Source organism: Desulfomonile tiedjei DSM 6799 (genome assembly GCF_000266945.1).
GTDB lineage: Bacteria > Desulfobacterota > Desulfomonilia > Desulfomonilales > Desulfomonilaceae > Desulfomonile > Desulfomonile tiedjei.
Map to the genome: position 1 here is coordinate 1,756,592 of NC_018025.1, position 14,190 is coordinate 1,770,781.

At 49.4% G+C, this 14,190-nt stretch carries 13 protein-coding genes; 9 read left to right on the plus strand and 4 right to left on the minus strand.

Annotated features, from left to right (window positions below; all coding sequences use genetic code 11):
• Positions 1-13 precede the first annotated feature (13 nt).
• Positions 14-496: a DUF2752 domain-containing protein gene (locus DESTI_RS07435; protein ID WP_014809347.1), complete on the minus strand. Its 483-nt coding sequence runs from the start codon at positions 494-496 to the stop codon at positions 14-16.
• 680 nt (positions 497-1,176) lie between these two features.
• Here DESTI_RS07435 and DESTI_RS28560 point away from each other — a divergent pair.
• The 6 genes from DESTI_RS28560 to DESTI_RS07465 all read left to right on the plus strand — a co-directional run bounded on the left by DESTI_RS28560 (position 1,177) and on the right by DESTI_RS07465 (position 7,603).
• Complete coding sequence (locus tag DESTI_RS28560; protein WP_014809348.1) at positions 1,177-2,241, plus strand: OmpA family protein; 1,065 nt, start codon at positions 1,177-1,179, stop codon at positions 2,239-2,241.
• 116 nt (positions 2,242-2,357) lie between these two features.
• Positions 2,358-2,885 carry a hypothetical protein gene (locus tag DESTI_RS07445; RefSeq protein WP_014809349.1) on the plus strand — a complete coding sequence of 176 codons (528 nt, stop codon included), beginning with the start codon at positions 2,358-2,360 and terminating at the stop codon, positions 2,883-2,885.
• Between the two features lie 31 nt (positions 2,886-2,916).
• Positions 2,917-3,165: an exodeoxyribonuclease VII small subunit gene (xseB, locus tag DESTI_RS07450; protein WP_014809350.1), complete on the plus strand. Its 249-nt coding sequence runs from the start codon at positions 2,917-2,919 to the stop codon at positions 3,163-3,165.
• Positions 3,162-4,061 carry a polyprenyl synthetase family protein gene (locus DESTI_RS07455; protein ID WP_014809351.1) on the plus strand — a complete coding sequence of 300 codons (900 nt, stop codon included), beginning with the start codon at positions 3,162-3,164 and terminating at the stop codon, positions 4,059-4,061. Before xseB ends, DESTI_RS07455 begins: the two co-directional genes overlap by 4 nt.
• A gap of 22 nt (positions 4,062-4,083) precedes the next feature.
• The gene (gene dxs, locus DESTI_RS07460) at positions 4,084-6,003 is read left to right on the plus strand and encodes a 1-deoxy-D-xylulose-5-phosphate synthase (RefSeq protein WP_157212118.1); all 1,920 of its coding nucleotides are present in this window, start codon (positions 4,084-4,086) and stop codon (positions 6,001-6,003) included.
• 34 nt (positions 6,004-6,037) lie between these two features.
• A complete protein-coding gene (locus DESTI_RS07465; protein ID WP_014809353.1) occupies positions 6,038-7,603 on the plus strand; it encodes a GAF domain-containing sensor histidine kinase in 1,566 nt (521 codons plus the stop codon).
• A 167-nt stretch (positions 7,604-7,770) separates the two neighbouring features.
• On the opposite strand, the gene DESTI_RS07470 is transcribed toward DESTI_RS07465, so the two are convergent.
• The 3 genes from DESTI_RS07470 to DESTI_RS07480 form a co-directional block, all read right to left on the minus strand.
• Entirely contained in the window at positions 7,771-8,019 is a 249-nt protein-coding gene (locus DESTI_RS07470) for a hypothetical protein (protein WP_014809354.1), read from the minus strand.
• Between the two features lie 78 nt (positions 8,020-8,097).
• Positions 8,098-9,492: a sigma-54-dependent transcriptional regulator gene (locus tag DESTI_RS07475; protein WP_014809355.1), complete on the minus strand. Its 1,395-nt coding sequence runs from the start codon at positions 9,490-9,492 to the stop codon at positions 8,098-8,100.
• A gap of 116 nt (positions 9,493-9,608) precedes the next feature.
• Positions 9,609-11,423: an ATP-binding protein gene (locus DESTI_RS07480; protein WP_014809356.1), complete on the minus strand. Its 1,815-nt coding sequence runs from the start codon at positions 11,421-11,423 to the stop codon at positions 9,609-9,611.
• 308 nt (positions 11,424-11,731) lie between these two features.
• Between DESTI_RS07480 and DESTI_RS07485 the strand changes: the two genes are divergently transcribed.
• The 3 genes from DESTI_RS07485 (at position 11,732) to mltG (ending at position 14,005) form a co-directional block, all read left to right on the plus strand.
• Complete coding sequence (locus tag DESTI_RS07485) at positions 11,732-12,340, plus strand: tetratricopeptide repeat protein (protein ID WP_041286039.1); 609 nt, start codon at positions 11,732-11,734, stop codon at positions 12,338-12,340.
• A 175-nt stretch (positions 12,341-12,515) separates the two neighbouring features.
• The gene (gene ruvX / locus DESTI_RS07490; RefSeq protein WP_014809358.1) at positions 12,516-12,947 is read left to right on the plus strand and encodes a Holliday junction resolvase RuvX; all 432 of its coding nucleotides are present in this window, start codon (positions 12,516-12,518) and stop codon (positions 12,945-12,947) included.
• A 2-nt stretch (positions 12,948-12,949) separates the two neighbouring features.
• Positions 12,950-14,005 carry an endolytic transglycosylase MltG gene (mltG, locus tag DESTI_RS07495; protein WP_014809359.1) on the plus strand — a complete coding sequence of 352 codons (1,056 nt, stop codon included), beginning with the start codon at positions 12,950-12,952 and terminating at the stop codon, positions 14,003-14,005.
• The last annotated feature ends 185 nt before the right edge of the window (positions 14,006-14,190 follow it).

The window sequence follows — 14,190 nt, forward strand, 5'->3', positions numbered from 1 at the left end:
AAAATCGTTGCGATCAAGTCCCAACACTACCGTGAAACAGTCCGGCTGCCAGACGGTATACCCAGAAAACAAACAGTGCCGCCGCGGCAATCCAGATTACCACTCCGAGACGGTCGTGAATCCATTTCAATCGGCCCTTCACTTTGTCTTCCCGGAAATAAGCCCATATCCGGTACGGGATCTGCAATACGCACAGCATGAACAAAGCCGGTCCAACAGCATTGTATTCCATTGCAAGCCTGAACTGGCCGTGAGCCACTGCGACAAAGCTGCGAGTCAGGCCGCATCCCGGGCAAGAGACTCCCAGAATTTTGCGGCTCAAACAGCCGTCTGCGAGAGGTATGTGCAGGCCGATGACTGGCAGTCCAAAGGAGACGATGCCTTCCGGTTCGATGCGGCAGCAAAATGCAGCGACCAGAATGGCCAAAGCCATACACAGCAGAAGCAGATGCTCGTTTGCATGCGACCTGCGCTCTATGTTGGGTGCCGGAATCATGGAAAAAGCATCTCGTCTTGCAGTAAAGTTGTCAAGTAGTCTCCGCGGCTATTTGGCAGCAGAGGTGTCGGCTGTCTAAGACAATATACGAATTTTCAGTGAGGGGAACGGACCTGCAGAAACGGGTTCGTCCTTCCGAAATGAGAGATAGCTCGAATATCGCACAATGCCGATAACTCATCTTATAGCAGATGGCATAATTTCTGATTCTTTGAACATATTGCACCCTAAATGAACAGTAGGGGGCGGCGTCCCTGCCGACCCGAACCGGTTGATTTGTATTTGAAGAATGTGCCGGCACGGAGGCACGGCACCTACCAATTGCCGAAAAGTGCTTTTCTCAATTGGAGACTATCTTACACACTTGCCATATACTATTTTTGCATTTATTCATATAAGGCAACAAAGGCTGAAGTGTGTCCTGAGCGGAGTGATTAGACGGCTTTGCGTCGTCCGAAGCGAAGGATACCTCCAGCCTCTCAGATCATGAAAAAAGTCGACATCGGTTATTTCCGATTGTATTTGAGCATAAAGAAATCTCGAGAATAAAATAATCCGCTCTGTGCCAGCCCAAAGAATTAAGATTTCATCCTAATTTCTTGACAATATTCCCATCTTCTGCTAATTCCACCGCAATCGTGAGTCCCGAGATTTCAGGGACTCTCTCCTGGAGGATGCTCATGGCGCCATTTCTCAGGGATCGATTCCATCCGATAGGGATGGTTTTCACGGCCCTGATTCTTCTTTTTTCCGTTGTCGCGTACGCAGATGACTGCAAACGGGTCAAGAACATCCTCGTACTTTTCGATGCTTCCGGTTACATGAAGGAAAAAGACCGGTATCAGCAATTGCTGACGCAAATGGGTCTGTTTGAGAAAGGCATGCCGGTAACGGCTGACGGTTTTTTCAATGTAGGACTTCGCCACTACGGGCTCAAGGTGGGAATGGGGTGCGAGAACACGGAAAGCATTCTCGCCATTCAGCCATGGGATCCGGAACGATTCTTCAATGCGTTTCCCAGAACCGTTTCGTACGGCGTCAGCTCTCTTTCCGCCGGACTGCGTGGTGCCGCGGACGATGCTTCTCAAGCTGAAGGAAAAACTGCAATTTTGGTTATTGGCGGAGGTATCGAGTCCTGCAAAGCTGAGCCTGGGCGAATAGCCGAACAGATCATGAGGAACAATCCCGATCTGGAGATTTATACATTCCAGATTGGACAGGCGCAGGAAGGCTCTTTTTTCATGCGTCAGATTGCAGAAGTGGGAAAAGGGACTTACGTAAGGGTGGAAGAGTTCAATTCACCGGCATCATGGTATGGATGGATGAAGAAGAATTTAGTCATGCCATGCGCTTCCAATGTAGTTCCCCCCTCGGCAACTCCAACATTTGGATTCGCACCTGTTACCTTCGATCTCAACAGCGTGTCGGTGACGTCCAAAGATCCGGCAGCCTCAGCCGCAAATCAAGCTGCACTGCAGACAGTCGGTCAGTTGTTGAAGACGAATCCGCAATCGCGCCTGGTGCTCCATGGCTATTCCAATGGCCAAGGCAGCCCGGAAGTCAACCTCAAGCTTTCGCGGAAGCGTGCCGAAACTGTGGCAAAGTTCATCATATCACGATATGGGATAGCCTCTTCTCGCATCGGAATCGTGGCGCATGGTGCGGCTCAGGCGACTATGCCGCCTCCAGGTTTTTCCGGTGACAGAATGTCCCGGCGGGTGGAATTCGAAATATCTCAGCAGTAGAGATTCCTGAACATTTCGTGAAAATCGCTTCCAAAAAATCCGCGGAAATACTACATTATAGTTTGTAATCCAATATTGGGCGCTCGGACCGGGTACAGCCCATACAGGTAGCAGCTTTGGAGAGATTCGGGCGGATCTTCAGTTTCGTTCTTTTTAGTTTCTTGGTTTATTCCTCTTGCACATGGGCTCAGAGTCAGAGTGCGCCGGACGCGGAAAAACTGCTGAAGAACGGGCAGCTTCTTTCGGATAAAACTAATTACCTTGAAGCGCTGGATCTTCTGGACAAGGCTCGGGACATTTTGGAAGCGTCAGGGGCAGACAATTCTGCCTTGTTTGCCGATGTACTATTTGCCTCGGCCCAAACGAAAATACGAGCCCGGCTACACCAGGATTTTCCTGCGGATTACGTGAAGATGGCCCTTCAGGAGGTCCAGACCGCGAACCGGCTTAGAGAGACGTTGACGGGAGTGCTGCCGCAAAAGATGTCTGAAGGATATTTCCTGGAAGGGTACATTCACAAAAGATTTTTCATGCGGTACAGCGTGGCCCGGATATGCTTCGAAAGAGCATTGAAATTCGATTCCGGTAATGCTGCCGTGAAGAGAGAGTTGAGTGAGCTCCAGGTTTCGGATGACCAAAAATAGATCGACATGTACGGCATGTGCGGAAGCGGATATGAAGAAAACGATGGAAAGAGAAGAAGTAACAGAGAACTTTGACGATAACCTCGAGAGACTCAGATCGATTGTTGAGAAACTCGAGCACGGAGGACTGCCTCTCGATCAAAGTCTCAAGTTGTTTGAAGAAGGAATCGGCATTTCCAGGAAATGTATGGAAATACTGAATAATTCTGAAGGAAAAGTGGAAGAGTTGCTCGCCACTATGGAGAGAATACCGTTTGGCAGAGTGGAAGATAAAGAGTGACTGCCCCCAACATAAAAGAATACATGGAAGCAAGGCGTGATTTGGCTGAAAAGGCTCTTGACGCCATGCTGCCGCCTGAAGATAATGAGCCCGCTGTTTTGCACCAGGCTATGCGGTACAGTGTTTTTGCGGGCGGTAAGCGGATAAGGCCGGTGCTTGCCATGGCGGCCGCTGAAGTAGTAGGAGGCAGCGGAAAACAGGTTTTGCCTCTTGCAGTGGCATTGGAATGCATTCATACATACTCTCTGATCCATGACGACCTCCCTGCTATGGACAATGACGACCTGCGGCGGGGAAAGCCTACTGTCCACAAAGTATTTGGCGAAGCTGTAGCGATTCTTGCCGGAGACGCTCTCTTGACTTATGGCCTGGGTGTCCTGAGCCTTCCTGAAGTAAGCCGCACATACAGGGCCGAAAACCTGTTGGCAGCGATCCGGGAACTCGCTCTGGCAGCGGGTTCTACCCGACTCATTGCCGGGCAGGTCATGGACATTCTGTGTGAAGGCAAGGACGTAGATAAGCACATGGTCGAATATATCGTGCGAAATAAAACCGGCGCCTTGATCAGAGCTTCACTCGTCTGTGGGGCTACATTGGTTGACGGCGAACTGGAGCGGATTGAAGTATTGGGAAAATTCGGGGATCTTCTCGGTATGATATTTCAAATACGTGACGATCTTCTGGACATAGAGGGTGATCCGGTAAAGATGGGGAAAGCCGTTCAGAAAGACGGTGACAGAGGAAAGGCGACTCTTCCCAGGTTGTTGGGAGCAGAGCGCACTGAAGAAATTATGTACTCTCTCATACGCAATGCAGAGGACACTATAAGACCCCTCGGGGAAACAGCAAATCCGTTGGTCCAAATTACTCATTATATCGGTAAGAGGGTGAGCTGAGATTCAGATGAACGGAAACATTATGAACAAAAATGAATTGATCCTGGCTGGAATAGAATCTCCTGCGGATGTCCAGGACCTCTCTTTGGAAGCTCTGAAAACCTTGAGCGATGAGATCCGGGAGACGATCATCCGAACAGTAGCCCAAAGAGGCGGGCATTTGGCTTCAAGCCTTGGGGTTGTCGAGTTGACTGTAGCTCTTCTGAAAATATTCTCACCCCCCAAGGATCGCATAGTGTTTGACGTCGGTCACCAGGCGTATGCGTACAAGATCCTCACCGGGAGACGCGATGCATTCTCAACGTTACGCACCAAGGGCGGGATTTCCGGATTCCCGAAACGGGAAGAAAGCCCGTACGACTTCTTTGACGTGGGACACGCGGGTAACGCAATCAGTGTCGCGGCAGGACTCGCCCAGGCACGATGTTTCAATGGAGACGACCACAAGGTCATCGCTGTTGTGGGCGACGGTTCTTTGACCTGTGGTGTGTCGTACGAAGGTCTGAACCAGGCAGGCGCTGCGGAAAAAGATCTTATCATCATCCTGAACGATAACGAAATGTCCATATCCCCGAATGTGGGCGCTATGGCTGCGTACCTCAACCGCATTATGACAGGCCAGATAGTCACCAGATTCAGGGCGGAAGTGAAAAACATTCTGAAAAACGTCATGGGAGAGCCCATATATAGCCTTGCAAAGCAGTTCGAGGACGCACTCAAGGGATTCATTACTCCGGGCAAGCTTTTTGAGGACCTCGGATTCAAATATGTCGGTCCCATTGACGGCCATCAGGTGAAACACCTTGTCGAAACCTTCAAAAATATAAAGAGATTTCGTGAGCCTGTCCTTGTGCACGCGATCACGTGCAAAGGCAAGGGATACTGTCAGGCGGAACAAAATCCAAGCAGATTTCACGGAGTAGGGCCGTTTGACATAGAAACGGGGAAAGTGCATTCACAGCCCAGGCCGCCTTCTTACACCACAGTATTCGGTAAGGCCCTGGTGAAGCTGGCAAGCAAAGACCCGAAGATTGTCGCTATCACTGCTGCAATGGAGTACGGAACCGGACTCGCAGAATTTGCTCGCCTTTTTCCCAGGCGTTTTTTCGATGTGGGAATAGCCGAGCAACACGGAATAGTGTTCGCGGCAGGGCTCGCCAGCGAAGGATATCATCCTGTTGTCGCGATCTACTCTACGTTCATTCAGCGAGGATACGATCACCTTATCCATGACGTTTGTATGCAGAATTTTCCTGTTGTCTTCGCCATGGACCGGGCGGGGATAGTGGGAGAGGACGGACCGACTCATCATGGAGCATTCGATATCGCGTTTGCGCGGAGCATTCCGAATCTTACTGTCATGGCTCCTGCAGATGAAGATCAGTTGTCTGACATGCTGGCCACAGCATTGACCCTGAACAGCCCTGTTTCCATACGGTACGCCCGAGCCGACGGACTGGGAGTCCCTATCAAGAAGGAACCGGAACTGATTCCCGTCGGCAAGGGACGGATGATGACAGAAGGTGAGGACCTCCTGATAATCGCGATCGGATCGATGGTCGATCCAGCCGTGCAAGCAGCAGACCTTCTTGCCAAGAAAGGCATATCCGCCGGAGTCCTGGATGCGCGGTTTATCAAGCCGCTGGATGAAGATCTCATCCTGGAGAAATCCAGAGCGGCAGGAAAAGTACTGGTGGTGGAAGAAGGAATCCTGGCAGGAGGATTCGGCAGCGCAATTCTGGAGCTTTTTTCCGACAAAGGGTTGGGGGGGGGCAGCGCCGTGCGCATGGGTATTTCCGATGCTTTTGTGGAACACGGCACAAGAGCCGAACTTCTGGCCGATCTCGGGTTAACGCCGGAAGGCATTTCAGCACAAGCCGTATCCATGTTGAAAGATCGACCTGAATCGAAACTGAGACGATTCTCATCAATCAGACTCTAGCTCATATATCGTCTGTTAATCGGGGCGTCCTGAAATGACAAACGAGCTGCGTGAAGAGCAGCATACCCTGAAAGAGTGCCCGAACACCGCTACCACGCCTGAATCCGGCCTCGATTCCGCAAAAATGATGCTTTTGTTCAATGCTGCAAAGGCATTGGCTTCCACCACGAATGTCGATCAGCTTCTCGATGTCATCGTCAGTGAAGTCCAAATGGTGCTTAATTGCGAAGGGGCGGGAGTGTTGCTGTACGATGCCGAACGCGATGACTTTTACTGGAGAAAAGTTCAAGATCGCGAGAGCTTCTTTGCGTCGGCCCGCGAGGAAATCCGTATACCCAAAGATCAGGGGGTCTGCGGTTGGGTGTTTCGGACCGGAGAACCGGCACTGGTGCAAGATGCAGTTACCGACCCCCGCATTTACCGGCCGGTTGAAGATAAATCCGGTTTCACCACGCGCAACATGGTATGCGTTCCGCTCCAGGTTTTGGACAAACGTTTGGGAGTGCTGTATGCGCTGAATAAAGAGGGCTCCTTTTCCGATTCAGATGTGGACATTCTGACTGCGCTCTCGGGAAACGTAGCCCTTGCCCTGGAGAACGCGGCCAATTTCGAGAGCCTCATGAATTCCAACAAAGAACTGGAAAGGCTCAACAGAGTAAAGAACAAGATACTGAATCATCTGTCACACGAACTGAAAACACCCCTGGCTATTGTGGAGGCTTCTCTCCGGATTATGCAGAATCGCCTGGAAGAGGCAGGAGCAGATATCGGAAAGCTTCCCTTCGGCCGCATTTCCCGAAGTCTCACGAGACTGAAAACCATAGAAAAGCAAGTGGCGCATATCGTGGAAGATAAGATCTATCTCGAAAGAGAAGCGATTCTGAGCTTTCTCGACAATCTTCCCGATCTGCTCGAGGTGGAACAGGAGCAAGAACCATCAATGGAACAAGCTCTTGAGTTTCTCAAACAAAAGATCAAAGAGCAATTTCCCGACAAGATACAGGAAACAGAAGGAATAACGGTCCGCTCGGCTTTTCGGGCAGTAGAGTTGCGGCTCAATCAAATGCTTGGGGAAAGGCAGTTGGACATACGTTTCCTTGAACCCGATCGGGCAACCCTGAGGATACAACCTCAGATCATGGTATCCGTGCTGGGCGGGTTAATTCGCAACGCCGTGGAAAACACCCCGGATTATGGAAGAATCATTGTTTCAGGGGAAAATGTTCCCTCAGGGTACAGAATTACTATTCGCGATTACGGAGTAGGCATTCCGGAGAGCGAGCAGCCCAATATCTTTGAAGGATTTTATCCCGTCCAGGAAATCGATCTCTACAGTTCAGGCCGAAGGTATGATTTCAATGCCGGAGGGACAGGAACGGATCTCTTGAAGATAAAGATCTTCTCTGCACGATTCGGTTTCAAGGTGGGCTTCAGCAGTTTCCGTTGCCCGCATCTTCCCACGACTCGGGATATCTGTCCCGGCAGCGTCCTCCGTTGTCCTCATTGTAACAGTATTGAAGATTGCATGGAAAAGGGGGGGACGGAATTTTTCATTGATATACCTTCTCAGTTAATTGAGAACGAACAGACCTCCGCGTGAGGATTTTCCACTTATACCAAAGTGCCTTCATAGAGGGAATTTGAGAAATCTGTTATTTGCCGGTCCCGGCAAATCTCCTTCGCTACGAACGGCACCGCCTGACTTCGCTTCGGAGACATGCCGGGACCGGATTTACCAGATGTTACGTCTTTGAACGCACATTGGTATTATTCGGCACTTTCGTACGATCGTAACTCACGAGCAAGGCTCTTGAGCTGGCTGTCCAATTTAAAGAATGACTCCATCATCAAATCATGAATGACAACGAGCCGGTTCTGGGTACTGTCGGCTTTTCTCAGGCTATCATCAATTTTTTCCTGTAACGAAAGCAATTCAGGATGATCCTGCAAAAATCGATCTCTTTCCAGCAATGCTTTTGCATGCTCATCCGATTTAACTGTACTTAAATGAGACATGACGCACCTTTACTAATTACTTCGTTCCCCCCTATATAAATGTTAATGCACGGAAGTCCGCGAATCTATAGCATCGGATCAATCACCGGAATCTGATGATTGTAGATCCAAATCATATTCTTTCAATTTGTGCTGGAGTGTGCGGCGGGTAATTCCGAGAACCCGTGCAGCGCGAGTCCGGTTGCCGTCATTGTCCTCCAAAGTTTTCATAATAAGTTCTTTTTCCATTTCCTTTATTGTCATGCCCGGACGGATACCTTCTCTCACCTGTTCGGAAAGAGGATCGCCTGCAGATCCTCTGATGGATTCGGGAAGTTCCGCGAAAGGAACATAATCGTCCTTGGAAAGGATGACTGCTCGCTCGACAATATTTTCCAGCTCACGGATGTTTCCGGGCCAGGAATATCGCATCATGGCATCGAGAGCTCGCGGATGAAATCCGAGCAGATTGCGATTGTTCTTCTCGTTATAGAGCTTAAGAAAATGTTCAATCAGCAACGGAATATCCTCGCGGCGTTCTCGAAGCGGAGGAAGATTTATAGGGACGACGTTCAGTCGATAAAACAGATCCTCTCGAAAGTTTCCTTTTTTCACTTCTTCTTTCAAAATTCTGTTCGAAGCGGTCACTATGCGAATATCCACTTTGACCGTGCGGGTAGATCCAAGAGGTTCGAATTCGCGTTCCTGCAAGACTCGCAGCAATTTCGATTGAGTAGCAAGAGTCATCTCCCCTATTTCGTCGAGGAAAATAGTGCCGCCGTCTGCAAGTTCGAATCTTCCAGGCCTGCGTCCGACTGCCCCTGTGAACGCACCCTTTTCGTGACCGAAAAGCTCGCTTTCGAGAAGTGTTTCCGGCAAAGCCGCACAATTGACTTTGATAAAACGTTTTTCAGCCCGGGCAGAGCCCTGGTGAAGGGCATTTGCTATAAGCTCTTTACCAGTTCCGGATTCTCCCAGAACGAGCACCGTTGCCTCTGTCGGAGCCACCATGGCAACAGTTTCAAGGACCGCTTTCATTCTTTGGGATCGCCCCACAATTCGAGACGCATCGAAGAGATTTTCAATACGCCGCCGCTGAAGAATGTTGTCCTCTTTGAGGCGCCAGAATTCCAGCGACTGATGGACTTTTATCTTGAGCTCCTCAATATCGAGCGGTTTTGTGAGGTAATCGTGGGCTCCTGCCTGCAACGCTTCGACAGCAGTTTCCACCGATGCGTAAGCGGTTATAATGATGACCGGGATTCCAGGTGATATATTCTTGATCTCTTTAAGCGCCTCAATCCCGTCCATGCTGGACATTCGATTATCCATCAGGATCAGATCGAAAAATTCTTCAGAGACCCTCTTTATTGCGCTTGTGCCATCATCGGCTTCAAAGACCTGGTAGCCTTCAAGAGACAAATTGGCGTTCAGCATTTTTCTTTGGGACGGTTCGTCGTCCACCACAAGGATTTTAGCCTTGAGAACTGTCATATCATTACCCGTTTCGGAGAACTTTACAGCAACGAATCCATTCTTCCGGATATTCCCGGCCTGACCGAGGCTGATATTTTATCACATATGAATGAAATAGGGTTTGCGAGCGAGCATCAGTTCTGAGACGCAGCAACAGTTATGCCGGTATCTGCAGTTATCTGTTCGACTTCTTCTTCCACGGTCTTATAGGCATTCAGCAGCACAATGAACCGAGTTCCTTTCCCCGGCTCGGATTCTACTTCTATTTCCCCGCCATGTCCTTCGATAATTCCTTTGACGATTGCCAGCCCGAGTCCTGTACCCTTTTTCTTTGTAGAAAAGAAGGGGTCGAACAACTTATCCAGATTCTCCCGGGGAATTCCTTCACCCGTATCTTCGAAGATTATCTGTACCCTGCCTTGATCGTCCGTATCACTGGATACGATTATGCGGCCTCCCCGCGGAGTGGCTTCGAGACCGTTCAGCAATATGTTCAAGAAGACCTGAGTCATCTGATCCGTGTCCATCAGAACCAGGGAAAGGTTATCCGGACTCGGTTTTCGTATCAGTTCAATGCCCGCAGCCTGAGTCTCCCTTTCCAGTACCCGGATGCAATGATCCAAAATCTCGTCGACTGAACGGACATTCAAGCGCGGCTCTCGCGGCTTGGAATAGGCCAGCAACTTGGAGATTACTCGATTGAGCCGATCCACTTCGGTAAGCATGAGGTCCGTATACTTGTAATCTTCCTCATCGAGCGGGAGCTTCTTCTGGAAATATTGTATGAAACCTCTGATCGAATTCAGAGGGTTTCTGATTTCATGGGCCACGCCGGCGGAAAGTCTCCCGAGAGCCGCGAATTTTTCGCTAACCAGAACTTTCTGTTCCAATTCGCGAATTACCGTTAAATCCCGGACAATGATAACCGCTCCGCGGCTGATTCTCGAATCGGGTTCTTTCAATGCGGAAACCGAGATATTCAAGAAACTCTTGGACTTGCCTTCCGTGGATATCTTTATCTCTTTTTCAAGGATCAGGTCTGAATCCGCAAGAACCTGTTTGGCTTCATCCTCCAGAGGCAAAAGATCGGCAATCGGCTTACCGTCCACTTCTTCTTTGGGTTTCCTGAGTATTTCCAGAGCCGTCGGGTTAAATGTGGCAACCCGCAAAGAGCGATCCACCGTGATCAGGCCGTTGGCCATACTCTCGACCACGTTCCGGGTATAGGTCCGCATTTCATCCAGGGTCCTTCGTACGAGGTAGGCGTTCTGGACGACAAAGATGAAATAAACACCTGCAGAACCTATGATAAAAAGCACTGCCGCCATAAAGATGGCAAAAAGTATGTCCTGCTGACGCATCTGTTGAAAGCGGTCCATTTTGAGGGCGAGAAAAAGCACCTGCTTTTTCTCTCGGTCGAATACGTCCAAGAGTTCCTTACCAATGCGAGTATGTCGGGCGAGACTCTCTGTCTGGGCAATCTGATCGGGGAAAGGCGTAAACGGTTTCCATATCTCGAATATGGTCCGGCCGCCCGGAAGATCTCTCTTGAAGGATAAGGGTTCCCCGGTTCGAATAACCGTTCGAACCGTATTCATTTCCTGCCCCATGAGTAATCGCAACCCGATTTTCGCGGGCTCGCTGTGAGCGATGATTATACCTTCGCCACTGATGAGTCCGACCCATTCCACATCAGGATCTTTTGCCGCCTGCTCGATGAGCATCTGGAGATGTTCTATGCCCCAATCGCCTTCCATGAACCCCGTACGGGTTCCCGCTTCCAGAGTTCGTATGACGGAGACTCCCTGGCGACTCGTGAGTTCTTCCATGCGTTCGTTTTGTGCATTGATGTTACGCAGCGTGAACAGCACCACGATTACAAGCATAATCGCCGCCACGAGCACAATGGACAAAACCGGAACATATTTGAGAATACCCTTGATCGTCATCCCTCAAATCCGAACTATCAGCATGATCTCTCTCGAACAACAATCGGCGCGCCGCGCCGCAATCCCTCAGATCGTATCATAATCATGAAATCATTTTAGATACAACAGATCCATTGCGGTCTTATCACTTTCAAAGTATCGGGTGGTCCCTTTCAGATTATACGGAAATTGACTGGATAAAACGAGAAACAAGTTGAAAAGAGGCTTCAAATATGTTAAGGATAACTTCACAAAAATGAGCCAAGATGTTTTAATACATCTTTTTTTGGCGAAGAATAAACAGCACCCGGAATACCATGAGTATACCAATGATAGAAATCCACTCGAGCGCTCCGGAATTCTCTTTGGTTGCGAAGGGACGAGAATCTCTGGAACAGGGAGATCTTGCCTCAGCAGTAGAATTCTACGAAAAAGTCTTCGATCCTGAGGCGCTGGATGAGACCGAGGCTCGTAGCATGCTGATTGAAGCGCGATCGCATTTATCCCGCAAGCATCTGGTTGAGGCTTTGGAAAGCTTTGAAGAGGCTTTGCTCATGGGGACGGAGGTCCAGAGACGCCAGGCATTGGATGGGATTCTCTCGGTCGGGGAGTTGATGTCTCGTCTCGGATCGCTTACGCCTCAGGTGAAGAGTTCTTTGGAAGAAGCTTCTGCACTCGATCCTGGAGTTCGCCACAAAATTGACATTGTTCCGGGCGAAGAAAATATCGTGTTGATATCCAACACAGTGTTGGATCGGTTGCCAGGGCATCTGTCGAAATCTCCTCGGATATCAAGGCTTCCACAACATCTGATAGATCAGAAATTGTCTATCAGTAATGCTAAATGCGTGGCATACGCCGACGAAGAAGACGTCCGTTTCATAGCAGAATTGGCAAAATCTGTGGCAAGCTTGACCGATCCGGCGCCGGAATCGTGATCGATCCTATGCAGCATTGCAGGATCGCGTAAATCCGGATTCCCGGATACCGCTAACCTCCAAGTATTCACTCGTTTGCAATTTCTACCCAAGTACTATAAATTTGGTCGCACCAAATGAGCACGGGATTCGATTCTATTCCCGACACGTTTAGGATTCTTCTTCAGGTGGACTCTTGCGCATTCTTGGTTTGGACATAGGTTCGAAACGCATCGGCGTAGCCCTGAGCGATGAACTGGGCTACACAGCTCAGGGCGTCGAGACCGTAACTTACACCGATCCGGAATCCGCGGCGGATCGCATCCAAGGAATAGCCGAGTCTCGCAACGTTACGGAAATCGTCATCGGTATACCCTACAATATGAATGGGACTGAAGGGCCCCAGGTTCGCAACGTCCGGGACTTTATCGAGCGTCTTCGAAAAAGGATAAACGTGCCGATTCATGAATGGGACGAGCGGCTGACGACATTTGCAGCGGAACGTGTCCTTCTGGAAGCTGATATAAGCCGCGCAAAAAGAAGAAAAGTAGTGGACAAGCTTGCCGCTGTTTTGATTCTTCAGGGGTTTCTTGACAGTCAAACATTCAAAGGCTCAACCGGAGTATAAGATTGTCGTTCTTTTCCATTCTCAAGACAGTATTCGCCATCGTATTACTCGTCGCGCTCGGCATTGGAGCTTATACAGCGTATTCGAAACTTCCGATCTTGCTGCACGATTTGATTTCTTCGTCTGGTCGTGCTCCTGCAGTTCCTGGTCAGGAAGTCATTGTGTCGATTCCCAAAGGAGCTTCCCTGTCCCAGGTGGGCAGCATACTGCAGGAGAATGGTGTAATTTCAAGCCGGTTGGTTTTCAAACTTGTGGCAATGATTCGGGGAGAGCAGCGGAAGATCAAAGCAGGAGAGTATGCTCTCAAGACTGGAAGCGATGCCGGCGATGTCCTGGATCAATTGATATCGGGAAAGACGCTCATGTTCTCGATCACTGTTCCAGAAGGATATGACATGTACCAGATTGCCGATCTCATGCAGCAGTCGGAAATCATATCCAAAGAAGAGTTTATAGCACTCTGTCAAGACGAGGCATTCCTAAAAGAACTCGGAGTAGAAGGCTCGAATCTGGAGGGGTATTTATTCCCTGACACGTACTTTTTGAGGCCGTCGGAAAAAGGAGACGGAAAACTGATCGTGCGCCGTATGGTTCAACGATTCTTCAGTGTTTACGACAAAAACGTCCGGCCGATTGCAGAAGAAAACGGCTGGTCGGTCGCTCAGGTGCTCACTCTTGCCTCATTAATCGAAAAAGAGGCTCGGGCATCGGAGCATGCGCTGGTATCTGCAGTGTTTCACAATCGTCTCAGGCAAAACATGAAGCTGCAATCGGATCCTACCGTGATTTATGGAATAAAGCGTATGGGATCCAAAATAACAAAAGAAGATCTCAACCGTAAACATCCTTACAATACGTATCAAAACACTGGCTTACCTCCCGGCCCCATTGCGAACCCCGGGAAAGAATCCCTCCTTGCTGCCATAAACCCCGCAGATGTAGATTATCTATATTTTGTTGCGAAAAACGACGGAAGCCATCAGTTTTCAAATAATCTGAAAGAGCACAATCACTGGGTTAATCTCTACCAAAAGACGCCTCGTTCCGAAATGCAGTAGGTTGACTCTGTTTTTGAACCCCAAGCTTTTATACTGATTCGCTTTTCTTCTCATAATCTGGGAGGCTGGAGATATCCTTCGCTCCTGACGACGCAAAGCCGCCTCTGAACCAGTGATCTACAGCCAAGAATGAGGCAAAGCGTTACAGTACGTTAAGAATTTTGACATCCCAATCAATCCGCATC